This window comes from Bacillus sp. NPDC094106, from assembly GCF_044764345.1.
GTDB lineage: Bacteria > Bacillota > Bacilli > Bacillales > Bacillaceae_G > Bacillus_A.
The window spans coordinates 38455-61779 of sequence record NZ_JBIWHY010000017.1 but is presented as its reverse complement, the minus strand read 5'-3'; the positions used below and the strand labels follow the sequence as shown (position 1 = coordinate 61779).

The 23325-nt window shown below is 37.5% G+C and carries 23 protein-coding genes; 5 read left to right on the top strand and 18 right to left on the bottom strand.

Features of this window, described 5'->3' with window-relative positions:
* Positions 1-2 precede the first annotated feature (2 nt).
* Together ACIQ7L_RS21690 and ACIQ7L_RS21685 are read right to left on the bottom strand one after the other, a co-directional pair.
* Entirely contained in the window at positions 3-443 is a 441-nt protein-coding gene (locus ACIQ7L_RS21690; protein ID WP_400571553.1) for a DNA mismatch repair protein, read from the bottom strand.
* 1 nt (position 444) lies between these two features.
* Complete coding sequence (locus ACIQ7L_RS21685; RefSeq protein WP_400571551.1) at positions 445-798, bottom strand: ArsR/SmtB family transcription factor; 354 nt, start codon at positions 796-798, stop codon at positions 445-447.
* A gap of 538 nt (positions 799-1336) precedes the next feature.
* On the opposite strand from ACIQ7L_RS21685, the gene bcaP reads away from it, so the two are divergent.
* Positions 1337-2746 (top strand): branched-chain amino acid transporter BcaP, encoded by a 1410-nt coding sequence (gene bcaP / locus ACIQ7L_RS21680; protein ID WP_400571549.1) that lies wholly within the window; start codon positions 1337-1339, stop codon positions 2744-2746.
* A gap of 19 nt (positions 2747-2765) precedes the next feature.
* On the opposite strand, the gene ACIQ7L_RS21675 is transcribed toward bcaP, so the two are convergent.
* The 5 genes from ACIQ7L_RS21675 to ACIQ7L_RS21655 form a co-directional block, all read right to left on the bottom strand.
* Positions 2766-3374 carry a hypothetical protein gene (locus ACIQ7L_RS21675; protein WP_400571547.1) on the bottom strand — a complete coding sequence of 203 codons (609 nt, stop codon included), beginning with the start codon at positions 3372-3374 and terminating at the stop codon, positions 2766-2768.
* Positions 3371-4132 (bottom strand): MerR family transcriptional regulator, encoded by a 762-nt coding sequence (locus ACIQ7L_RS21670; protein WP_400571545.1) that lies wholly within the window; start codon positions 4130-4132, stop codon positions 3371-3373. Before ACIQ7L_RS21670 ends, ACIQ7L_RS21675 begins: the two co-directional genes overlap by 4 nt.
* Before the next feature lie 101 nt (positions 4133-4233).
* Positions 4234-4461 carry a hypothetical protein gene (locus ACIQ7L_RS21665; protein ID WP_400571543.1) on the bottom strand — a complete coding sequence of 76 codons (228 nt, stop codon included), beginning with the start codon at positions 4459-4461 and terminating at the stop codon, positions 4234-4236.
* Between the two features lie 236 nt (positions 4462-4697).
* Positions 4698-4913: a hypothetical protein gene (locus ACIQ7L_RS21660; protein WP_400571648.1), complete on the bottom strand. Its 216-nt coding sequence runs from the start codon at positions 4911-4913 to the stop codon at positions 4698-4700.
* 18 nt (positions 4914-4931) lie between these two features.
* Entirely contained in the window at positions 4932-5129 is a 198-nt protein-coding gene (locus ACIQ7L_RS21655; RefSeq protein ID WP_400571541.1) for a helix-turn-helix transcriptional regulator, read from the bottom strand.
* A 150-nt stretch (positions 5130-5279) separates the two neighbouring features.
* On the opposite strand from ACIQ7L_RS21655, the gene ACIQ7L_RS21650 reads away from it, so the two are divergent.
* Complete coding sequence (locus ACIQ7L_RS21650) at positions 5280-6299, top strand: phosphotransferase enzyme family protein (RefSeq protein WP_400571539.1); 1020 nt, start codon at positions 5280-5282, stop codon at positions 6297-6299.
* Positions 6300-6336: 37 nt separating this feature from the next.
* Here the strand turns inward: ACIQ7L_RS21650 and ACIQ7L_RS21645 are convergent, their stop codons facing one another.
* Positions 6337-7359: a YeiH family protein gene (locus ACIQ7L_RS21645; RefSeq protein ID WP_400571537.1), complete on the bottom strand. Its 1023-nt coding sequence runs from the start codon at positions 7357-7359 to the stop codon at positions 6337-6339.
* A 189-nt stretch (positions 7360-7548) separates the two neighbouring features.
* Between ACIQ7L_RS21645 and ACIQ7L_RS21640 the strand changes: the two genes are divergently transcribed.
* Positions 7549-8442: a LysR family transcriptional regulator gene (locus ACIQ7L_RS21640; protein WP_400571536.1), complete on the top strand. Its 894-nt coding sequence runs from the start codon at positions 7549-7551 to the stop codon at positions 8440-8442.
* 257 nt (positions 8443-8699) lie between these two features.
* Here ACIQ7L_RS21640 and ACIQ7L_RS21635 read toward each other — a convergent pair whose 3' ends face one another.
* Positions 8700-9011 (bottom strand): heavy metal-binding domain-containing protein, encoded by a 312-nt coding sequence (locus ACIQ7L_RS21635; protein ID WP_400571534.1) that lies wholly within the window; start codon positions 9009-9011, stop codon positions 8700-8702.
* A gap of 46 nt (positions 9012-9057) precedes the next feature.
* Positions 9058-9390 carry a DUF1904 family protein gene (locus tag ACIQ7L_RS21630; protein WP_400571532.1) on the bottom strand — a complete coding sequence of 111 codons (333 nt, stop codon included), beginning with the start codon at positions 9388-9390 and terminating at the stop codon, positions 9058-9060.
* Positions 9391-9820: 430 nt separating this feature from the next.
* On the opposite strand from ACIQ7L_RS21630, the gene zwf reads away from it, so the two are divergent.
* Positions 9821-11296: a glucose-6-phosphate dehydrogenase gene (gene zwf / locus ACIQ7L_RS21625; protein WP_400571646.1), complete on the top strand. Its 1476-nt coding sequence runs from the start codon at positions 9821-9823 to the stop codon at positions 11294-11296.
* A 16-nt stretch (positions 11297-11312) separates the two neighbouring features.
* Positions 11313-11924, top strand: a complete 612-nt coding sequence (locus tag ACIQ7L_RS21620) for a cyclase family protein (RefSeq protein ID WP_400571530.1) — start codon at positions 11313-11315, stop codon at positions 11922-11924.
* Between the two features lie 90 nt (positions 11925-12014).
* Here ACIQ7L_RS21620 and gndA read toward each other — a convergent pair whose 3' ends face one another.
* From gndA to secA, 8 genes are all read right to left on the bottom strand, one after another.
* Positions 12015-13424, bottom strand: coding sequence for an NADP-dependent phosphogluconate dehydrogenase (gene gndA, locus ACIQ7L_RS21615; protein ID WP_400571529.1), 1410 nt, complete (start codon positions 13422-13424; stop codon positions 12015-12017).
* Between the two features lie 208 nt (positions 13425-13632).
* Positions 13633-14835, bottom strand: a complete 1203-nt coding sequence (locus ACIQ7L_RS21610; RefSeq protein WP_400571527.1) for a PDZ domain-containing protein — start codon at positions 14833-14835, stop codon at positions 13633-13635.
* A gap of 93 nt (positions 14836-14928) precedes the next feature.
* A complete protein-coding gene (locus ACIQ7L_RS21605; protein WP_483861812.1) occupies positions 14929-16365 on the bottom strand; it encodes a S41 family peptidase in 1437 nt (478 codons plus the stop codon).
* A 118-nt stretch (positions 16366-16483) separates the two neighbouring features.
* On the bottom strand, positions 16484-17377 hold the full coding sequence (gene ftsX / locus ACIQ7L_RS21600; protein ID WP_400571525.1) for a permease-like cell division protein FtsX: 894 nt from the start codon (positions 17375-17377) through the stop codon (positions 16484-16486).
* Complete coding sequence (gene ftsE, locus ACIQ7L_RS21595; protein ID WP_097897159.1) at positions 17367-18053, bottom strand: cell division ATP-binding protein FtsE; 687 nt, start codon at positions 18051-18053, stop codon at positions 17367-17369. The genes ftsX and ftsE overlap by 11 nt, the downstream gene beginning before the upstream one ends.
* A 617-nt stretch (positions 18054-18670) precedes the next feature.
* Positions 18671-18994, bottom strand: coding sequence for a cytochrome c551 (gene cccB, locus ACIQ7L_RS21590; RefSeq protein ID WP_097897157.1), 324 nt, complete (start codon positions 18992-18994; stop codon positions 18671-18673).
* Positions 18995-19446: 452 nt separating this feature from the next.
* Positions 19447-20548 (bottom strand): peptide chain release factor 2 gene (gene prfB, locus ACIQ7L_RS21585; protein WP_400571642.1). Its coding sequence is split into 2 segments (ribosomal slippage): positions 19447-20475 and positions 20477-20548, totalling 1101 coding nucleotides; the frame shifts between segments, so codons are not numbered across the junction.
* Positions 20549-20756: 208 nt separating this feature from the next.
* On the bottom strand, positions 20757-23267 hold the full coding sequence (secA, locus tag ACIQ7L_RS21580; protein WP_400571522.1) for a preprotein translocase subunit SecA: 2511 nt from the start codon (positions 23265-23267) through the stop codon (positions 20757-20759).
* Positions 23268-23325: the final 58 nt, after the last annotated feature.

The window sequence follows — 23325 nt, the reverse complement described above, 5'->3', positions numbered from 1 at the left end:
TCCTAATATCGGTTATACGTTTTGCTTAAATGCCGTTCTAATTTACCTATATCTCCGCCTTCTTGTACGTAGGATTTTAATCTTTCTGCTAAAAGTAATCCGTCTCGGCTATCTAGCTTTTTCATATCTATAAACGATGTAATCTTTACTGTATCTGGGGTAATATCTCTACGAAACATTTGCCCTGGAATTTCACTCCACAAACGGTTCCATTCATCTAGTAATCCTATTTGGTCAAATAAAAAGCTCTGAATTCCGCATAACCAAGCTGTACAAGCTGTATTTCTTTTTTGACATCCAACTCCATCTTGTAAATGTTGACATAAGAAACAACAAGAATTTCCACTTTTAATACAAATACTACAAACGTGATAGGCTCCTATTGAACGAAATATTTCTATTCCATGTTGAATGATATCTTCTTTCCTAACTTCAATGCTCAACCTAACCCTCCTTAACTATCAATTCACGCTCTGTTTCATCTAGTTCCTCTAACATTGAAATTGTATCGATTAAATGGTTGTTAAAAATTCTCTTTGCAACTACCAGTAAATCCATAATCATAGGATCTCGTAAAGAATATAAAACTCGTTTCCCATCTTTGGTACCAACAACAATATTTTTTGAACGTAGTACGCTTAATTGTTGAGAAACAGCTGAACCTTCCTTATTAAGAATCGATTGAATTTCATTTACGCTTTTTTCACCCTCTGACAATAATTCTAAAATGCCTATTCGCAAAGGATGTGCTAAGGCTTTAAAGAAATCAGCTTTAAATTGTTGCATTTCGTTTCCCATTCAAATACCTCCATTACTTACCATTAATTTGAAAAAGCATCATATTACATCTTCAAATATTTGAATATGTAATATGATACTCCTAGGACTTCGAATTTTCAATACAAATTTTGAAAGATTGAACCATAACCAAAAACGACGGAATTTGAACAGCAGCTCATTCACGCATCCACAAATAAAGCCTTGTGAGTCTTTTACTCAGTTGGAAAATGAAATTAAGAAATCATTATAGATATCAATGGAATTTAAAGAAGATGACTTCTGTTAATACAGAACTCATCTTCTTTATGTTGCATACCTTTTCTCATATGAATCCTCTCCAGCTCGTTTTGGCTTTATACTATCATTCAACACGAAATGAACTGGAAGAGCAATGCAAATACACCAACAAATACAGAAAAGGTAGAATTTTCTAAAAAATAATTATTTACAAAGTTATTTTTTCACATTAGAATACGAAATACAAGGATTCGACATTATGCGACAAAACAGAGTTATTTTTTCAGAATTTTTAAACAAAAGGGGATAAGAAAACGATATGAATCTATTTCGAAAAAAATCCATTTCAGCATTGTTAGCACAGTCCGAACAAAAAGGGGCATCTTTAAAGAAAGAACTCGGCGCATTCGATCTTACCATGTTAGGGGTCGGCGCTATTATCGGAACCGGGATTTTCGTTCTTACCGGTGTTGCCGCAGCAGAACATGCAGGACCAGCACTTATTTTATCGTTTATTTTATCCGGTTTAGCCTGTGTATTTGCGGCATTATGTTATTCTGAATTCGCATCAACTGTACCTGTATCTGGTAGTGCATACACTTATAGCTATGCAACGTTTGGAGAGATAATTGCTTGGATTTTAGGATGGGATTTAATCTTAGAATACGGATTGGCTTCGTCAGCTGTTGCATCAGGCTGGTCTGGATATTTCCAAGGACTATTGAGCGGATTCGGGATTACATTACCTACCGCTTTAACAAGCGCATATAACCCTGCAGCTGGAACATATGTAGACTTACCGGCAATCTGTATTATTTTTCTAATGACATTGTTATTAACAAGGGGAGCAAAAAAATCAGCTCGCTTTAATGCCATCATGGTAGCTATTAAACTCTTTGTTGTCTTACTATTTATCGGTGTAGGTGCCTTCTATGTGAAACCTGAAAACTGGACACCATTTATGCCATTTGGTTTCTCTGGTGTAACAACTGGCGCTGCAACTGTTTTCTTTGCTTACATCGGATTTGATGCTGTATCAACAGCTGCTGAAGAAGTGAAAAATCCACAGCGCAACATGCCGATTGGGATCATTGCTTCTTTAACAATTTGTACCATATTATATATTGTCGTCTCATTGATATTGACTGGAATTGTGCCTTACAATCTGTTAGGTGTTAAAAATCCTGTTGCATTCGCACTACAATACATTCACCAAGATTGGGTTGCTGGTTTCATTTCTTTAGGAGCAATTACTGGTATTACAACTGTTTTACTCGTTATGTTATATGGACAAACACGTTTATTTTACGCAATTAGCCGAGACGGCTTACTACCAAAAGTACTTTCCCGCGTAAACAAAAAAACAAAAACACCTGTTATTAATAGTTGGATTACTGCCACTATGGTTGCTTTCTTTGCTGGTTTCGTTCCTTTGAATAAACTAGCAGAATTAACAAATATCGGTACATTATTCGCATTCATCGTTGTATCAATTGGAGTCATTATCTTACGCAAAAAACAACCCGAACTACCGCGTGCTTTTAAAGTGCCATTGGTACCATGGATTCCTGCTTTAGCTGTTCTATTCTGTGGATACCTTGCATTGCAACTACCTGCAATCACATGGATTGGCTTTGTGATATGGCTTGTAATTGGACTTGTTGTTTATTTCAGTTACGGTTATAAAAATAGTACGCTACAAACTAAACAAAAAGAAGACGTTGCATAATAAAAAAACTGTTGTCCCATTAGGACAGCAGTTTTTTTTCTTTTTTTGGAAAAATGACATATGAAAATGTAATTATCGTATCAATAAGAAGTACAATACCCCACACCTGGCTCACACGACTAGCTCCTTGGTTTAAAACAATCCCTTTCTCAAACCAATCTCCCCACTGCTCGACCGGCACGAGTCCATACATAAAGAAAAATACAATATGAACAGCAGTAAACAAAATAAGATGTAAGCTCCATTGTCCCATTTCTTGCTTTGTATAAGCCCAGCCCGTAACTTTTAATTGTTCTTCTATAGGCATCGGCTCATTCCGCCATCTTGCAACAAGTTTTTGTACCCATATATCTAATTTTTTTAAATCTTTTTTTCCATATAAAAGCGCATATAATAATATAATTACGGTGATAATTTGAAAGTTAGAAAACTGACCTGTGTGATAATAATCAATGGCGCCCAGCGCTAAAATAAACACTTCATTTAAAAGCAATACAATGCCTGCGATAAAACTCGCTTTCTGTAAACGAAAACCATAACGTAGTACAAAAAATCCAATTGCCGATGTCCAAAATACAATTTCTGCACCAATTAAAAAATACCAACGATATTCTGCAAGTATACTCATTTCCCCTCCTCCCTCTCATCATATATACGAAAAGCTTCATCCATATACATTAAAAGCTCCTCTTCAATTGGATACATACTCATCTTCTTTGAATCTTCTTGTGATTTTCTTACTTCCCACAATTTATCTAGAAATGCTTCATCCCCATTCGCCATTTCTAGACACTTCGCCATTAGTTTGTTTGCAGCTTCTTGCACTTCATCATGCGATGCATCCTTGCCTTCTTTCATAAAGCCACGCAACTGTTTTAACAACTCAACCCATTCTCGAACGTTTTCATCTTCCTCGCTCATATTCGGCAAATTACGAAGAAGTTTTTGCTCCTCGTCTGAAAATGTCTTTTGTTGAAATATTTCGCGTATCCGGGGAGACTGCTTTGAAAGTTGGATAAGTTCAAACATGATTTTCCAATCTAATTCTCCTTCTAGCTCAGCTGAATACACAACAGCTTGCAAAATCCGTTCCATTCGATTGAACTTTTTCTGCTCTTGTTGTACAAACTTAAGTTGTTTTTCCAATGACTCTTTTAAGCTGAATTCATCTGTTACTAACATATTCGTAATCTCTCTTAATGAGAAACCCATTTCTTTTAGAAATAAAATTTGCTGCAACCGAATCACATCCGCTTCACTATATAACCGATGGCCTCCGTCCGTTTTCCCGCTCGGTTTTAATAAATCTATTTGATCGTAATAACGTAGCGTTCTTACTGTAACTCCAGTTTCCTTTGTAAGTTCCTGAATTGAAATCATTTCCATCACCCTTTCCTCTTCATTGTAAAAGATGACGTAACGTAACTTTCAAGTGTTTTTGTAAAAAAATTCAAAAAAGCTGTTTACACACTTCATGTAAACAGCTTTTACGGAAACAATCGCTTTTGTATCACGCGCCCACATATTAAAACAAGAACCCCAACTAAAAAACTTATTGCTGTTTTATAATAGTGCGCTGAAATTAATAAATAATAAGATAATCCTATGACACCAATAACAATGCATGCGCTTGGCACTGGACTATGAGAAAAATTCTGTATACCCCATATGAACGCAAATGCAGCTGCAACCACACATAAAATTGGTAATCCCATCCCGTTTCTCCATTATTTATCTATTTGTATATAAATCCATTTTAATTTCTCGACATCTAAATCTCTGCTATGCAGAATAAAAGGTAACCTACAATCGTTTGCTCGTTCTGTTTTTACTTCGCATGTGGCAGAAAAAGTCCCTGACCGCTTCTATGCATGGCCAGATGCTCTCTCCCTCCTAAAAAGAGGGAGTTTATATCGTTTTTTTAATTGATGTATATATAGAACATACCTCGCTACTCATTCTCTTCTACCTTTCTAAACTGCCATTTCGGCCAATAATTCACAAAAAAGTATATAAACTGTCCTATTACAAAAAGAATAAATGGCGTTCCAGCACTCCCGTAAACAATCAAATTATACATACCCCATATCGCTAAGCTTATTGCATAAAATACCCCTAAATATTTAAAGGCTTTATCTGACTGATGTCTTTCGTATTCATCTTGCATTCTCATACTCTTTCCCCCCTATTCCAACGTAAATATCTCTTCCACCTTCATCCCAAAATACTTGGCAATCTTCAGCGATAATTCCAAGCTGGGATTGTAATGATGATTTTCAATTGCTACAATCGTTTGCCTTGTCACTTGCATTGCTTTTGCCATTTCAATTTGCGTTATGTGATTTTGCTTTCTTAATTCTTTAATTTTGTTTTTTACACTCATAAGATCCACCTTTAAAAGTAAAGATATCTTTACTTTTATTATAAATATTTTCCCTCTATTTTGTAAAGATATCTTTACAAAATAGAGGGAAAAATTTCGCAATATGGAAATATATTATAAATAAACTATTTCTTATCGGAGGCTACCAACATGTTCGAAAAATCTATGATTCAAGCTATTTTGCAGAATTTCGATATACTACAAGAACCGTTTCACTACGGAGTCATACGCGCTTCCAAAGACAAAGATACCCTCATCACATGTTCAACACCGATAAAAAAAGTACTAATCCGATTTTACAAAGACTCTTTCACTACAATTGATGGCCTTCAAACACAAGGACTACTTTGCCGCGCCTTCATTGAAAACGGAATTCCAGTACCCGGGCGCTTCCAAACAAACGATGGACTATACTATTTACCTGCCCATACAATCAAAAATTCTTTTCCTGTTACAGTAGAAGAATGGATACCAGGAAGAGAGTTAGAGGACCAAGAAGTGAATAAGCAACTATTACATACACTGGGTAAACTACTAGGTAAAACACATAAAATTTCTGAGACATATGATATCCATTTTAAATACGGGACTTATTGGGGGATGTTCGGCGGAAACACTTCAGATGTACCTGGCATTTATGATGATGTGGAATTAGAGGCAAATAGTCTAAAGGAAAGTTTACAGCGAAAAGAAATCAATCAAGCACTAGTAGAAGAAGTTTTTCTTCATTTTTATGAAAAACGAGCTGCCTTGCAAAAGTTGTGGCATACTCTTCCGAAAGGTGCAGTGCAAGGTGACTTCTCTCCAAACAATATTTTGCTAGATCATAACCGTGCATTTCAATCCCTTATTGATTTCAATATTGCTGGTGATGAAGTTTTCATTAATCATCTCGTCGGAGAAGCTATTTTTTTAGCATATGAACTTATGGGGGATGAACAAGACGACTGCTTTTATGAATTTTTATCAGCCTATATGAAAGAGCGACCATTATCTACACTTGAAAAGGAAGCCTTACCTCTTATCATACAAGTTGTACGCCCATTTCGCTTTAGACGTACACAAAAGATTATTCAGCTTGTGAAAGAAAAACAATTTACTGAAGTAGAAAAAGAATTATCCATTATGATTGGCCTTTTACATCGTGATGTGGAAGCATTCATGAAATAGAAAAGGAGGCATACCGATTATGCCTCCTTTTCTTACCTTACATAAAGCCTAACGCATATACAAGAATATACCCGAGAACAGAAAGACAAACAGATCCTATTAACCCTGCGACAAATGCTCTACTTCCTAATTTACGGAACGTCCTGAACTCTACATTTAAACCAAGCCCCGCCATTGCCATCGCAATGAGCATGTAAGCAAGGACTACGATATAACCTGCGACGAACTCCGGTATAATTCCTAACGAATGAACCGCACTCATTGCTAAAAAACCAAAGATAAACCATGGAATTGGAAGGTCACGCCATGAACCCTTTTGCTTGTTACCTTCGCTGCGCCCAAACCATACTCCAATTAAAATCGCCACTGGTACAAGCATAGCAACGCGCGTTAACTTTACAATAACCGCAATATCAACAGACGTGCTTCCACCTGGCGCCGCCGCGGCGATAACGTGTGCAATTTCATGCAGCGTCGCTCCAGAGAATACCCCGTAACCATATGGAGATAGACCAAGAACCGGATACAATAAAGTATAAATCAGTGTAAAAATTGTACCTAAAATTGCAATGATTGCCGCACCGACCGCCGTTTCATCGTCCTTCGCTTTCACTTGCGGTGCAATTGCCACGACCGCGGCCGCGCCGCAAATTGCTGTCCCGCATGCTGTTAAAATTCCAAGTGTCTTATCTACTTTAAAAACACGTGTTAATGTGTATACAACAACAATTGTAAAGGCAATGACAATTGCGGCAATAACCAACACCTTTGGTCCTGCCTTTGCAATATCAACTAAATTTAAGCGCATACCAAGTAAAATAATTCCGAAGCGAAGTAACTTCTTACTCGCAAAACCCGTTCCTGCGATTGCTTCATAAGGTATACCAATTGTAGCTCTCCAAATCATCCCAATTAGAATAGCGATTACTAATTGTCCCATAATATTTAAAAATGGAAGCTCCGCTAAATATTTCGCGACAATGGCAATCAATAACGTAATCCCAATTCCTTGCGAAAAACCGAGACGCTTCTTCTTTTGTATAACAAGTGTCTGTTCCACTTTATACCACCCCAATAATCGTATTGAAACATGCATGTTCTTTATATTTACATTATAGAAGAGATTCAATAATAAGTTTAATATCAATATACAATCTCAATCATCAGAAAAACTTATGATAAAATGAAAGAAAAAGCAGAAGCAGCGCACCTACACAGTCATAACACTATAAGTAAAGGGGTAAGGCCAATGAACGTCGATATTTTAAAAATATTTGTTACCGTTGTCGAGCAACAACATTTCTCTCGTGCTGCAGAACTATTAAATCTTTCACAACCAGGCGTCAGCATGCATATTCGCAATTTAGAAAACGAATTTGGTACTACGCTCATTCAGCGCTCTCCAAAACATGTTCAAGTTACGGAAGCTGGCAACATTTTATACACACATGCAAAGCAGATGCTATCTCTTTATGAAGAGGCAAAACAAGAAATTAACGAATTACATAATGTTGTGACAGGAACACTGCGCATCGGAGCTAGCTTTACAATTGGTGAATACTTACTTCCAAAAATATTAGCACGTTTCGCTAACGAGAATCCGCACGTAGAAGTACATACGTTCATCTCCAATACAGAAGAAGTCCTTCAAAACGTTCGTTCCAATCAAATTGATATTGGCTTAGTAGAAGGACAAGTCGTGTATACCGATATGGATGTAGAAACCTTTATGGAAGATGAAATGAAACTTGTCGTCCCGCCCAATCACCCCCTTCTGCATGCACAAGCAATCAATGAAGTATCCTTACAAGATCAAGTATGGATTCTTAGAGAAACTGGCTCTGGAACACGCGCCTATAGCGATCGCTTTATCCATCAGCACCATTTAAAAATGAAGCGTTTCTTTACATTTAGCAGTATTCAAAGTGTAAAAGAAGCCGTTGCCGCAGGGCTTGGCATCGCAATACTTTCTGACTGGACCGTAAGAAAAGAACTGCAAGCGAGAGAGCTTTTTCACGTCGAAGTTCCAAATGAAAAACTCATTCGGCCTTTCTCCATCGTTCGCGGTAAATATTTTATCCCTTCCAAAGCCATTCAAGTCTTTTTAGATCATGTTCAATTATTTTCCAAAAAACAGAGTTGACCTTCACATTATATATACGAAGGGAGTGAAATGCAGTACAGATTGGAGAATGAACAAAAGGAAAACTATTCAAATTATCGTAAGCAAAAGGAACGTGAGAGAATACAAAAACAAGCCGAATATGATAAATGCGTACAAGAAAAGAAACGTCTAGAACAGTCTATTTTACACAAAAAACAGCACGCTTCTATACAATATACGACATATGCAAACATACAACAAAGCCGTGCATTAAGCACGGCTTCTTTCTTTATATTCTATATACGGACAGCTGTGCCGCTTACCGCAACCATTAGCATTCCTTCGCGAACTACCTCATAGTCCACATCAATACCAACAATCGCGTTTGCACCTTTTTGCTTCGTAAGAGTTTTCATTTCTTCCATCGCAATATCACGCGCTTCTTTTAACTTACTTTCATAAGCACCAGCACGGCCACCAACAACGTCACGAACAGAAGCAAATAAATCACGAACGATGTTAGCTCCCATAATTGCTTCTCCGTTTACGATATCAATATACTCTTCAATTTCTTTTCCTTGAATAACAGAAGTTGTTGTAACGATCATAATATATTTCCTCCTATGTATTAAGTTTATAAATGTTACAAAAGCCTTAACTTGCGCAATGCTTTCCGTTAATATAATACGCTGACTCTGTGAAAACCGTAAACACAACCTCTACTCCAGGAAGTCCAAAATCCATTAAATATGTAGTAATGGCATTGGCAAATCGATCACGAGTTTCCTGTCCACGCTCGAACCATTTTACTTCAATAAGAGGGAATGCCTCTATTTCTTCCCCATTGTATACAAATGTAGAACTTGGTAGTTCCAACGTAAAATTATCCGTACCACACTCACAAATCTCTGCGAGCTCTTCTACTAATGGTTTACTTATACTCTTTAATTGCTCAGTAGTAATTCCACGAAATACAATATGCGGCAAAAAAATCCCTCCGTTACATGGCTTTATTCTATATTTCTCCATATCATAGCACAATGTATTTCGTTGTACCAGAAATCTATCGGCTCTCCTAATTTCCCCACTTTTCCGTCTTAACTCCTACAATTGCAGGTTTTTATCCCGCTATTCATGGGCAGTAAGATTCCCACTGACGGAAGTTTCACTTCATTTCTTTCTCATTACGCCAACTTCAAAATAACTACATTACATTGTATGAATGATTTCATGCTTTTCTTTTGATTTTCTATAATCTTCACCCTAAAATAATTTAAGAGATTTATTCTTACTTTCCTACACATACTTAAAAGTAGGAGACTTCTTTCGAATTATGTTAAAATCTTCTAAGATACTATTTATACATTAATAAAGGTGAGGGTACCCAGTGAACAAGAACGATAATACACATTGCACTATGGTTATATTTGGAGCAACAGGCGATTTAGCAAAGAGAAAATTATTCCCTTCTATATATAGCCTATATAAAAAAGGACAGCTCTCTAAAAATTTTGCTGTTGTTGGTGTGGCGAGACGTGAATGGAGTGATGATGTATTTCGTGAAAATGTATTTTCCTCTATTCAAGAGTCAAAAATTAAACCTGGGAATGATTTAGATGAATTTTTAACTCATTTCCGCTACTTAGCATTTGATGTTACGAATACCGCTTCGTACCAAGATTTGAATACGTTACTTACTAACCTAGAGGAACAATTCAATATTCCAGGAAACAGAATGTATTATATGGCAATGGCTCCTGAATTTTTCGGAACAATCGCTTCTTACTTGAAATCAGAAGGTGTGACAAACTCAAACGGTTGGAATCGATTGATTATTGAAAAGCCTTTTGGACATGACTTGCCATCCGCACAAAAATTAAACGAAAAACTTCGTCAAGCATTTGCGGAAGATGAGATTTATCGCATTGACCATTATCTAGGAAAAGAAATGGTTCAAAATATTGGTGTCATTCGTTTTGCAAATGCAATATTTGAATCACTATGGAACAATAAGTACATCTCTAATATTCAAATTACATCCAGTGAATCTTTAGGTGTAGAGGACCGCGGAGGTTATTATGACCATTCCGGCGCTTTAAGAGATATGGTACAAAATCATATGGTACAAATGGTTGCTTTACTGGCGATGGAACCGCCAATTCGTTTAACAACAGAAGAAATCCGAAGCGAAAAAATTAAAGTATTGCGCGCACTTCGACCAATAACAGTAGAAGAAGTTGATCAATATTTTGTACGAAGTCAGTATGGACCAGGAACAATCAATGGAAAAGAAGTTCCTGGGTACAGAAGCGAAAGTAAAGTGGATCCAAACTCAAGAACAGAAACATTTGTGGCGGGTAAATTATTAATAGACAATTTCCGCTGGGCAGGTGTGCCATTCTACATTCGTACAGGTAAGCGCATGCAAGAAAAATCAACAAAAATCATCATTCAGTTTAAAGAATTGCCAATGAACTTATATTCTAAAGCAGAAAACAACGTTCATCCAAACCTGCTTATTATTCATATTCAGCCGGATGAAGGGATTTCTCTTGTTTTAAACGGTAAAAAAATTGGTACTTCTGAAAAAACAACACCATTTAAGCTTGATTACTGCAATGACTGCGTGGACGGAGTAAATACACCAGAAGCTTACGAGAAACTTCTATATGATGCAACTCAAGGCGATGCAACAAACTTCACTCACTGGGATGAAGTAGCATTATCATGGAAATTTGTTGATGTTATTTCTAAAGCATGGCAACAGGATGTATCAACAGATTTACTTACTTACGAATCAGGATCAATGGGACCGCAAGCTTCTGATGATTTACTTGCGGAAAACAGCTTCCAATGGTGGCCTATTTCAGATGATAATGCCTACTCAATCTAATCAAAGGGGAATTCTTATGAAAAAAGTATATGATATTACAGTACCTATTTACGAAGGAATGCCTGTATATAAAAACAAACCGGAAAAACAGCCTCAACTTTCCAAAGTTACAAACGGTCATGTAACAGAATCCACATTAAAAATGGATGCTCATACAGGAACGCATATTGATGCGCCTTTGCATATGATAAATGACGGAGACACGTTTGAAACACTTGATATTGAGAGATTAGTGGGCGACGCGAAGGTTTTTGACCTGACGCATGTTGATGGTGGCATTACTGCTGAAGACCTGAAAGACTTCGATATTCAAAAAGGGGATTTTGTTTTATTTAAAACAAAGAACTCCTTTGATGAAGGATTTAACTTCGATTTTATTTATTTAGCTGAAAGCGGTGCGAAACTGCTTGCTGAAAAAGGTATTCGCGGTGTAGGCATTGATGCATTAGGTGTTGAACGTGCCCAAGAAGGTCACCCAACCCATAAAACACTATTTGCACACGATATTATTGTAATCGAAGGATTAACATTTAAAGAAGTAGAAGCGGGAACATACTTTATGGTTGCAGCTCCATTAAAACTAATGGGTACAGATGCATCACCAGCGCGTGTGTTATTATTCCAATAAAGTGAAACTTCCATCAGTGGGCGTCTTACCGCCTACGAATTGCGGGATAAAAAATGGACCAAGAATTTAATCTTGGCCCATTTTTTTATTTTATATCCATTTTGTATGGAATGTACCTTCTTTATCCACTCGTTTATACGTATGTGCTCCAAAATAATCGCGCTGCGCTTGTAACAAGTTTGCAGGTAGTGTTGCAGTACGATAGCTGTCATAATAAGAAATTGCTGCTGAAAATGCAGGTACCGGAATGCCCTGTTGTACAGCCGCTGAGATAATTTGACGTAATCCGCCTTGATATGACTCTACAATTTCTTTAAAGTATGGATCAAGTAAAAGGTTCGGTAGGTCAGTGTTTTTCTCATAAGCCTCTTTAATGTTCTGTAAAAAGGCTGCACGAATAATACATCCGCCTCTCCAAAGCATAGAAATGCTGCCAAAATCAAGGTTCCAATCATATTCCTCAGAAGCTGCCTTCAATTGCGTGAATCCTTGTGCATAAGAACAAATTTTACTCATATATAAAGCTTGGCGCACTGCTTCAATTAATTCGGCTTTTTCAATTCCAAGTGCTGCTTTATCTTTAGGTCCAGATAAAACTTTGCTTGCGTTCACACGCTCTTCTTTTAAAGCAGAAATACAACGCGCAAATACAGATTCCGTGATAATAGGGAGAGATATACCTAAATCAAGTGCGCTTTGACTTGTCCATTTCCCTGTACCCTTTTGTCCCGCAGTATCAAGAATAACATCCACTAATGGCTTACCAGTTTCTTCATCTTTCTTCGTGAAGATGTCTGCTGTAATCTCGATTAGATAGCTGTTCAGTTCGCCCTTATTCCATTCAGCAAATATTTCATGAAACTCTTCTGCAGTCAAATCAAGTGTTTGTTTCAAGAAGAAATATGCTTCACAAATTAATTGCATATCTCCATACTCAATACCGTTGTGAACCATCTTTACATAGTGGCCTGCCCCATTAGGTCCGATATAAGAACAGCAAGGCTCGTCATTCACTTTTGCAGAGATATTTTCAAGCATATCCTTCACTTTTTCGTATGCATCTTTCTGTCCGCCCGGCATAATAGACGGTCCCTTCAATGCACCCTCTTCTCCGCCTGACACACCTGTACCGATGAAATTGATTCCTTCTTCGGCAAGACGTTTGTTTCGGCGAATTGTATCGACAAAGTATGTATTACCGCCGTCAATTAAAATATCACCTTTATCGAGGTGAGGAAGCAGCGAATCAATCGCCTTATCTGTAATTTCCCCTGCATTAACCATTAATAAAATCTTTCTAGGTGATTCAAGTGAGTTAACAAACTCTTCAACCATATGAGTACCAACTAAGTTTTTACCACGGTTTTCCTCAATGATTTCATTTACTTTTTCCTTTGAAATATCATATAGGGCAACAGAATACCCTTTACTCTCAAAGTTAAGTGCGAGGCTTTTTCCCATAACGCCCACACCAACAACTCCAATTTGTTGCTTTGGCATATTTCATCGTTCCTTTCTATGCATGTTACTCTGTCTATATTATAGTATATATACCTAAAGTAACACTTTAATCAAATAATCCATCTTATTCATTTCAATATGCTCCGCCAAGATGCATGCAAAAGGTCATAGGGACACGGCACATCGCCATCAAGTTAAAAAATAAAGAGAAACTGCCATCCTTATCAATCAATTATGAAAAATCACATTAAACAGCTTCCGTATCCCACTTATGATCCTGTTCTACAAATACAATACCTAATTCATGATGCCCACCTGCATATAGCGCCGTTTGAGCAAGACGAAGCTCACCTTTTGTATCGAGCACCTCTAGTTTACAAAATGCCCCTGTCGTCTTGGACTGTAGTGCATCATAAAATTCCTCTGCTGTTTTCGGAATTATACCGTTTACTTTCGTAATTACCTCTCCAGGCTTCAAGTTCATTTCGGCACCGGTAGTATTCGGAATCGTATCTAATACCATTAATCCCTCATCGCGCGCTGCAAAATATGCTGGACGCGTCTCATCAGCAATTCTCTCCTGCATCGCAATTGTAAAGCGACCAAGCATCGCTGCTCCCATCGCAACGATCGCTAACACATGCCACCAATAGCTGGCAATACCTAAAACGAGAACGAGCGCAGCTAATCCAAATACACGTCTTCCTGTAAATAATAATGCTGCCTTCGGTTCATAACTTCTAATGTTCCGCATAAAGCCAATTAGAAATGGAACAAGGAATAAAGAATACGTTTGTGAACCTACAGAAACGACTGGCCACCATGAAACGAACTGCGTAACCGCATCTCCTGGAACAAGAATAAAAATTGGCACAAGCCATAAGCGTTTTGATTCATGTAATCCAATATTTAAACCACGTTTACTTTTTCGTATTTTTGGTGTGGAATATCGTACTGCATTTTTTGAAATTAATAGACCCTCTACTACTAGCATTATGCCAAGTAGAATAGCAAGCGATACAATGGTATCCCATTCTCCTTCTCCAAGCTGTAAGAGAGAGATTGGCATCTTAGAAGATAACAAAACCGCTACAATCGCTATACCAAATGTGTACGCTGCCGATAAATATCGATACTGAGCAGCTAGTCCAAATAATAGTGTCCAAATTAAAATCATCCATATACTTGCTTGCGACACAACTAGACCGGCTCCAATTGTTATGATGGACACAACCAAACCATATCCAACTCCTGAAAATAAGGATGTCCGCAGCTCAAACCAAATATCATATACTTTAAAAGAAAAATCTTTTCGTTCTCGTAATATACGTAAGTAGCCAACAAAAATACTACTTATCAAAAATACATAGACAGCAGGGTGTAAGAAAAAACGCCCAACTGCTCGCATTATCTCAAAAGACCACGCCTCCACGAACTGATTCACCACCATTTATATCATTCTTTCTTTTTATATTATCACAACTAAACAAACGTTTGTTTAACACATAAAAAAATACAGGCAACAAAATGCCTGTATTTTTTCTTATTTCGCCATTAATTTTAATGCTGCTTGTAATTGTAAATCATTTTCGCCAGAACGAATTTTTTCAATGATTTTATTTTGAATTGCTTCAGCTGTCTTTTTATCAAGTTCTCCAGTTGGTTCCATCTCATTTGCATTTTGGAATGCTTGAAGAGCTGATTCTGTTTCTTTACTGAAGTATCCATCTTCACGACCTGGCACATATCCTAAACTTTTCAGCATTTCTTGTGCATTTTTTACTTGTACATCATTTGAATTATAAGAAAGCGTCTTCTCAATTTGAATTGGCGTTGCATGATAATAATCTGGCTGCTTCACTTCTACCGTTGGAGCAATTCCTTTTTTATGAATCCAATTGCCATCTGGTGTTAACCATTTAAACATCGTTAGTTTAATGTTACTTCCATCTTTAAATGGAACGGCTTGCTGCACAGTACCTTTACCAAATGTTTTTTCACCAACTAAATCATATCCTTCTCCTTCTTTTAGCGCAGCAGCTAAAATTTCAGAAGCAGAAGCACTTCCATTATCAACTAATACTGAAATTGGATATGGCTTTCTTTCTTTCAACGCAGTAGAGAATTTCTTCTTCTCACCATCTCGCTGTTCAATTTGCAGCATTGGCTTTTTATCCGTCATGATTAATCCTAGTATATCTTCTACACTATTTAAATAACCTCCAGGATTCCCACGCACATCAATAACTAGACCTTTTATTTCTTTCTTTTCAAGTTCTTTTAATTGATCCTTAAATTCTTTCGCTGTGTTTTCAGAGAAAGATGTAATTTGAATATAACCAATATTTTTCTCATTCTCTTTCTTCACAGAACTAAACACAGTGAAAATTGGAATCTTTTCGCGCTTAATTTTAAACTCTAACGGGTCAGCTACTCCTTCACGTTTAATTTCAAGCGCAACAGTTGTCCCTTTTTTACCACGAATCTTTAATACCGCTTCTTCACGTGATAAATCTTTTACACTGTTTCCATCTACCGATAAGATTTGATCATTTGGTTTAACACCTGCTTTTTCTGCTGGCGAACCTTTAATTGGAGATACAATAATAAGCTTGCCATCCGTTTTGTTCACCTCAGCCCCAATACCTTCAAGCTCAGGATCCAGCGATTGGTTAAACTGCTTCGCTGTTTCTTTATCCATATACGTGGAATAAGGGTCCTTCAGCGTAGACAACATTCCTTGTATCGCACCTTCAACGAGCTTATCGTCCTTCACGTCTTCCACATAACGCGAATCAATCAGTGCATACGCCTCATTAATCTTTGCTAAATTTCCTTTTGCAGTGCTAGCACTATCTTTTGTTATTGTTTGCGTCACATACGCTGGATTAATTCCAAACATATACATACCTGCAAACATCCCGCCAGCACCAATTAAAAATGCAACAACCATTCCAATAATCGCAACTCTACGTTTCAATGCGGAATTCCCCTTTCCAGAACACACAGGTGGTGTAGCAAAAGGCATCACACATTGTGTGATGCCTTTACCTATTTCTACTATATGATAAGCTTGTACGAATTATGTTTGCAACTTTTTATACTTTTAAGAAGCGACGAATTGACATTACACTTCCCCACATACCGATTAATGCACCAATTAACATTAGTAAACCAGCTAATTGGAATACAAATGGACTATATGGTAACAGTTCAAAAATTGTTCCGCCAAGTTTCTCATTAAACATACCTTGCAGCGAGTTGTAAGAAGATAAAATTACGATAATTGGGATGATTGAACCCATGATACCTAAGAATAAACCTTCTAACAAGAACGGCCAACGAATAAACCAGTTCGTTGCACCTACAAGCTTCATAATTTCAATTTCTGTGCTTCGTGCATAAATTGTAATTTTAATTGTATTTGAGATTAAGAACATCGCTGTAAATAAAAGACCAGCAATTAACAAAATCCCAATGTTACGACCTGTTTTTACTGTATCAAATAATTTTTCAACCTGGCCTTTACCATATTGAACATTACTTACGAACTGCATTTTTTCAATTTTTTTCGCAATTGCTGCTGTATCTGTTGGTTGTTTTGCTTTGACAATGTATACGTTTTTCAATGGATTATCTTGTTCAAATAATTCAAACGTTTTTCCGCTGTCACCTAAACTTTTAATCAAACGTTTCAATTCATCTTCTTTAGAAGAATATTTAATAGAATCTACTTTTGAAATCTTATTAATCTCTTGTTCTAATTTCTTTTGATCCGCTTCTTTTGCTGCTGGATCAATGTGTACACGAATCTCTACATCTTGCTCTACTTTCGTCGCAAAATGGTTCATATTCATAATCGCTGTTAAAAAGACACCTACAAGCAATAATGTAACCGTTACTGCACTTACAGAAGCAAACGTCATCCATCCATTACGGGATAGATTTTTTACACCTTCTCGTAAATGTCGACTAAGGGTTTTAGCCTTCATATCCGTATCCTCCCTCAATCTCATCTCGAACAATTTTCCCGCCTTCAATCGCAATTACACGATGACGAATTGTATTTACGATATCTGCGTTATGCGTTGCCATAACGATTGTTGTACCACGCTCATTAATACGTTTGAAAATGCTCATAATATCAAGAGCTGTTTCAATATCTAAGTTACCCGTTGGCTCATCGGCAATTACAACCTTTGGCTTATTTACAATCGCTCTTGCAATCGCCACACGTTGTTGCTCCCCACCTGAAAGTTCACTTGGAAGTGCATCTGCACGATCTTCAAGACCTACAAGTCCCAATACTTCTGTCACACGCTCACGAATTGCATCAGGCTCTTCTTCAATTACTTCTAATGCAAACGCAACATTCTCATATACCGTTAATTTAGGTAGCAGTTTAAAGTCTTGGAAAATTACCCCTAGCTGGCGACGAAAATATGGAACATCTCGCTCTGCCAATGTTTCAATGACAAGGCCGTTTACATTGATAGATCCTGTTGTTGGCTTTTCTTCACGATACATCATCTTAATAAATGTAGATTTCCCGGCTCCACTCGGTCCAACTACGTATACGAATTCACCCTGTTTAATACTAACTGTGAGTCCAGCAACGGCTTTCATGCCATTTGGATACTCCTTATAAACATTCGTCATTTTTATCATTATTTATCACCCAATACTTAATGATTTTTTTTCGAAATACTTGGTCTGTCTATATGAAAATGAAAGCATAAGCTCCCACTCTCACTTATCTTCTAGTTGTATCACAAATTGTGTCAAATAACAGTGATCATACTTTCTCGTTATCGCCACTGCTGTTTTATGTATATCTTTCATCAAAATTCTACAAATTACATTGTAACATCAATCGGTTTCCAATTCGGATACATTTTTGTTACAGTTATGTTACAGCGTACAAAAGATGAAAACTGCGTATTTGTTATTCATGAAAGCGAAAAAAACCGAGCAGACTCCCTTCTCATACTAAGAGCTTTCCATATGAAAGAACCTTAGCAACGAGACTCTATGTCAACTCGGCTTTTTTATTGGCTATTTCCCGCAGCTATATAAATCCATTTTAATTTTTCAACATCTACATCCCTGCTATGCAGAATAAAAAGTAATCTACACTCGTTGGCTCTTTCTGTTTTTACTTCGCATGTGGCAGAAAAAGGCACTGACCGCTTCTATGCATGGCCAGATGCTCTCTCCCACCTAAAAAGAGGGGGTTTATGTCGGTTTTTTAATTGATGTATATATAGAATAATCTTCTACTCTTCTTATTTATGTTCTGCCAACCATTCTGATACTTTTTTCGCATCCTCACCTTGAATTAATCCTGGTGACATGGCTCCGCGTCCTTTTTTAATAATATTTTCGATATCCGCTGCGTCGTATTTCCCACCTACTTTTCGTAAATCCGGTCCAGTTGCTCCAGATAAATCACTTGCATGACAACCTGCACAACTCTTTTGGAAAATTTTCTCTGCAGTATCCGTGCTTGCAGATTGACTAGAAGACTTACTCTCTTCTTTCTTCCCACACGCTCCTAAGGCAAAAATCAATGATGTCCCTAATGCAACAGTCAACAATTTCTTTTTCACTTCTATCGCTCCCCATTATTGATATTCTTCTTATTATTGATAGCCATACTTTTATAATGTGCTTACTTGCCATTATAATCATTATCCTAATGTAGAAAAACTAACATGAACAGGATATTTTTTACAAATTCACCAAGAACCCTACTGAAGCAAAGCCTTCGCTAATTGTTTCAATTCTGTGAACAACTCTAAATCTTTACAAAGAAACTTTTTCTGAGAAACAGAAAGGAAGAATTCTATACAAATTTCTTCTCAATTACAACTCAGTTCTTATATTTTCTGCTTTTTACAAAACAATATACGACATTGTATCCTAAAACCAATCCTAGCAAAAAGAGAAGTTGTCACCCCAACTTCTCTTCCTCCTTCTCTTATCCATACACAGACAAGGTATACCTCTTTATACTCCTCTATTTCCCCACCTATAAGCCAACAATCTGTTGGCTTTTTTCTTAGGAAATGCGAGAGCGTAAATACGCATCAATAAATGGATCGATTTCACCGTCCATAACCGCTTGCACGTTACCAACCTCTGTATTTGTACGATGGTCCTTTACAAGAGAGTATGGGTGGAATACATAAGAACGAATTTGGCTACCCCAGCCAATTTCTTTTTGTTCCCCACGGATTTCATCTAACTGCGCTTGTTGCTCTTCTAATTTCTTTTGATATAATTTCGCTTTTAGCATTTTCATCGCATGCTCACGGTTTTTAATTTGAGAACGTTCTGATTGGCATGTTACAACTGTATTCGTTGGCGTATGCGTGATACGAACTGCTGAATCTGTCGTATTAACGTGCTGTCCACCTGCACCACTTGCACGATACGTATCTATTTTTAAATCTTCCGTACGAACTTCAATTTCGATATCATCATTGAATTCAGGTACAACTTCACAAGATACGAATGATGTATGGCGACGACCTGAAGAATCAAACGGTGAAATACGTACAAGGCGATGTACACCTTTCTCTGCTTTCAAGTAACCATAAGCATTATGTCCTTTAATTAATAGCGTAACGCTCTTGATTCCAGCTTCATCACCTGGTAAATAATCAACTGTCTCCACTTTAAATCCGCGCTTCTCAGCCCATCTTGTGTACATACGTAATAGCATAGAGCCCCAGTCTTGTGACTCTGTTCCACCCGCACCTGGGTGCAGTTCTAAAATAGCATTATTTTTATCATAAGGATCGCTTAATAATAACTGAAGCTCATACTCATTCATTTCTTGAATTAAAGATTTCACTTCAGATTCTAACTCTTCATGTAAATCCTCATCGTATTCTTCTTTTAAAAGTTCATGTGTCACTTCTAAATTTTCAAACGTTTCATCTAATTGACGAAACTTCCCAACCATATCCTTTAGTGCATTCGCTTCGTTAATTACTGTTTGCGCACCTTGTTGGTCATCCCAAAAACCTGCGCCCATCATTGTTTCTTCTAATTCTGCAATACGTTTTTCTTTTGCAGGAAGGTCAAAGAGACCCCCTAAAAGCCGCTAATCTCTTAGCCATTTTCTCTAATTCTTGTCTAATTTCTACTAATTCCATTTTCTTCACCTCTATGTAATTGCTGTTACTTTTATATGAAAACAAGGGAAACTCTCCCCGCTTGTTACAGAGAGAGTCTAGTCCTTTTTATTATATGGATATTCCCTGCAACTTTCCATTTTCAGATTGGAAAGTTGTGGATAAAACCGTAAGCTCCACTTTTTTATCTAGCTCTGGCGGCTAGTATACTCGGTGGCCTCGCTTTTCTTTATTTCCCAATACCACAGCAGTTTTTATATTTTTTGCCACTGCCGCATGTACATAAATCGTTACGTCCAACTTGCTCACCTTTTACGACCGGTTTCTTTTTTGCTTCTTCACCACTATCTGTTGGACGAACCGCTTCACCTTGTGCTACTTCTTGTCGCTCTAGGTTTTGTTCGATTTCTGCTTTCATAATGTAACGAGAAATTTCTTCTTCAATAGAAGCAATCATTGCCTCGAACATCGCGAATCCTTCCATTTGATATTCACGCAGTGGGTCAATTTGACCGTAAGCACGTAAATGAATACCTTCGCGAAGGTGATCCATCGCATCGATATGATCCATCCACTTCGTATCTACAACGCGGAATACAACAACTTTTTCGAATTCACGCATTTGTTCTTCCGGTAACAGCTTTTCTTTTGCATCATAGCGCCCTATTAATTTTGCCATGATTGGTTCGCTCATTTCTTCTGGCGCAAGGCGACGTAATTCATCTTCTTTCACATCGCCTTCCTCAAGAAGGTTTGTATTTAAGTAGTCAACAAGACCTTTGATGTTCCAATCTTCTTCAATTTCCTCTTGCGTATGAAGAGCAATGGCACGGTCTACAGTAGATTTCATCATACCTTCAATGATGCCGCGTAAGTTTTCAGATTCCATTACTTCTTGACGTTGTTTATAAATCACTTCACGTTGTTGGCGAAGGACATCGTCATATTGCAGAAGTTGTTTACGTGCATCATAGTTGTTTCCTTCTACACGTTTTTGTGCAGATTCCACAGCACGGGAAACCATTTTACTTTCGATTGGTTGAGAATCATCCATACCAAGGCGATCCATCATTGCTTTCATATTATCAGAGCCAAAGCGGCGCATCAGTTCATCCTCCATAGATAAGTAGAACTGTGTTACACCAGCGTCTCCTTGACGTCCAGAACGACCACGTAACTGATTATCAATACGACGGCTTTCGTGACGCTCTGTGCCGATAACTGCTAAGCCACCAACTTCTTTTACACCTTCACCTAGCTTAATGTCTGTACCACGACCAGCCATGTTTGTTGCAATCGTTACAGACCCTTTAAATCCTGCTTCTGCAATAATATCTGCTTCACGCGCATGGTTTTTTGCATTCAAAATGTTATGGCGTACACCTTTACGTGTTAACATTTTTGAAATAAGCTCAGACGTTTCAATCGCAACCGTACCAACAAGAACCGGTTGTCCTTGTTTATGACGGTTTACAATATCATCCACAACCGCATTGAACTTTCCTTCCATCGTTTTGAAAATTAAATCCGCACGGTCATCACGAACGATTGGTCTGTTTGTTGGAATCACAATAACATGCATATTATAAATGTTACGGAATTCTTCTTCTTCCGTTTTCGCCGTACCAGTCATACCTGATAACTTTCCATACATACGGAAGTAGTTTTGGAATGTAATGGTCGCAAGTGTCATGCTCTCATTTTGAATTTCTACGCCTTCTTTTGCTTCAATTGCTTGGTGCAATCCTTCACTATAGCGGCGACCTTTCATAAGACGACCAGTGAATTGGTCGACAATAACAATTTCACCTTCTTGTACCACATAATCTGTATCGCGGTGCATGACAACGTGTGCACGAAGCGCCTGATTAATATGATGAAGAAGTGCAACATGTTTTAAATCGAATAAGTTTTCAATATGGAAGGCTTTTTCTGCCTTAGTAATCCCATCTTCTGTTAACATAACATTTTTCGTTTTCACGTCAAATGAATAATCTTTTTCATTTTCTAACGTACGAACAAATGCATTTGCAAACATATATAATTCTGCTGATTTTTGTGCTTGTCCAGAAATAATAAGCGGCGTACGCGCTTCATCGACTAAGATGGAATCGACTTCATCAATAATCGCAAAATGAAGTGGACGCTGAACGCGCTGCTCTTTATATAGCACCATGTTATCACGCAAGTAATCGAATCCTAGCTCATTATTTGTACTGTACGTAATATCAGCAGCATAAGCAACTTGCTTCTCCTCACGTGACATACTATTTAAGTTAATTCCTACTGTTAAACCAAGGAATTCATGAAGTTGTCCCATTTCACTAGCATCACGCTGTGCTAAATATTCGTTGACTGTAACAACGTGAACACCTTTACCTGTTAAAGCATTCAAATATACTGGTAAAGTAGATGTTAATGTTTTACCTTCACCAGTTTTCATCTCAGAGATATTCCCTTCATGCAAGGCAATACCACCCATTAGCTGAACAGGGTATGGACGCATACCAAGAACACGCGTTGCCGCTTCACGAACAACCGCAAAAGCTTCTGGTAGCAGATCGTCTACTGTTTCGCCTTTTGTCAGACGCTCTTTGAACTCAACTGTTTTCCCTTTTAATTGTTCGTCAGTTAATGGCTGTATAGATGCTTCTAACGCCTCTATTTGGTCCACCATTTTCTGCATACGTTTAATTTGGCGTTGGTTTACATCAAACACCTTTTTTAAAATACCGATCATAGGAAATACGCTCCTCTTTTTATTAAAATAAAACTTCCGATTGTGCTCTATCTCTCTA

What these genes read in the sequence shown, in the direction of transcription:
- ACIQ7L_RS21655 (WP_400571541.1), bottom strand. Translation starts at nt 5,129, where the DNA reads ATGAGTGTAAAAAACAAAATTAAAGAATTAAGAAAGCAAAATCACATA.
- ACIQ7L_RS21620 (WP_400571530.1), top strand. Translation starts at nt 11,313, where the DNA reads ATGAAAAAAGTATATGATATTACAGTACCTATTTACGAAGGAATGCCT.
- secA (WP_400571522.1), bottom strand. Translation starts at nt 23,267, where the DNA reads ATGATCGGTATTTTAAAAAAGGTGTTTGATGTAAACCAACGCCAAATT.
- ACIQ7L_RS21660 (WP_400571648.1), bottom strand. Translation starts at nt 4,913, where the DNA reads ATGCAAGATGAATACGAAAGACATCAGTCAGATAAAGCCTTTAAATAT.
- ACIQ7L_RS21650 (WP_400571539.1), top strand. Translation starts at nt 5,280, where the DNA reads ATGTTCGAAAAATCTATGATTCAAGCTATTTTGCAGAATTTCGATATA.
- gndA (WP_400571529.1), bottom strand. Translation starts at nt 13,424, where the DNA reads ATGCCAAAGCAACAAATTGGAGTTGTTGGTGTGGGCGTTATGGGAAAA.
- ftsX (WP_400571525.1), bottom strand. Translation starts at nt 17,377, where the DNA reads ATGAAGGCTAAAACCCTTAGTCGACATTTACGAGAAGGTGTAAAAAAT.
- bcaP (WP_400571549.1), top strand. Translation starts at nt 1,337, where the DNA reads ATGAATCTATTTCGAAAAAAATCCATTTCAGCATTGTTAGCACAGTCC.
- ACIQ7L_RS21670 (WP_400571545.1), bottom strand. Translation starts at nt 4,132, where the DNA reads ATGGAAATGATTTCAATTCAGGAACTTACAAAGGAAACTGGAGTTACA.
- ACIQ7L_RS21635 (WP_400571534.1), bottom strand. Translation starts at nt 9,011, where the DNA reads ATGATCGTTACAACAACTTCTGTTATTCAAGGAAAAGAAATTGAAGAG.
- ACIQ7L_RS21610 (WP_400571527.1), bottom strand. Translation starts at nt 14,835, where the DNA reads ATGGTGGTGAATCAGTTCGTGGAGGCGTGGTCTTTTGAGATAATGCGA.
- ftsE (WP_097897159.1), bottom strand. Translation starts at nt 18,053, where the DNA reads ATGATAAAAATGACGAATGTTTATAAGGAGTATCCAAATGGCATGAAA.
- ACIQ7L_RS21685 (WP_400571551.1), bottom strand. Translation starts at nt 798, where the DNA reads ATGGGAAACGAAATGCAACAATTTAAAGCTGATTTCTTTAAAGCCTTA.
- zwf (WP_400571646.1), top strand. Translation starts at nt 9,821, where the DNA reads ATGGTTATATTTGGAGCAACAGGCGATTTAGCAAAGAGAAAATTATTC.
- ACIQ7L_RS21665 (WP_400571543.1), bottom strand. Translation starts at nt 4,461, where the DNA reads ATGGGATTACCAATTTTATGTGTGGTTGCAGCTGCATTTGCGTTCATA.
- ACIQ7L_RS21640 (WP_400571536.1), top strand. Translation starts at nt 7,549, where the DNA reads ATGAACGTCGATATTTTAAAAATATTTGTTACCGTTGTCGAGCAACAA.
- ACIQ7L_RS21675 (WP_400571547.1), bottom strand. Translation starts at nt 3,374, where the DNA reads ATGAGTATACTTGCAGAATATCGTTGGTATTTTTTAATTGGTGCAGAA.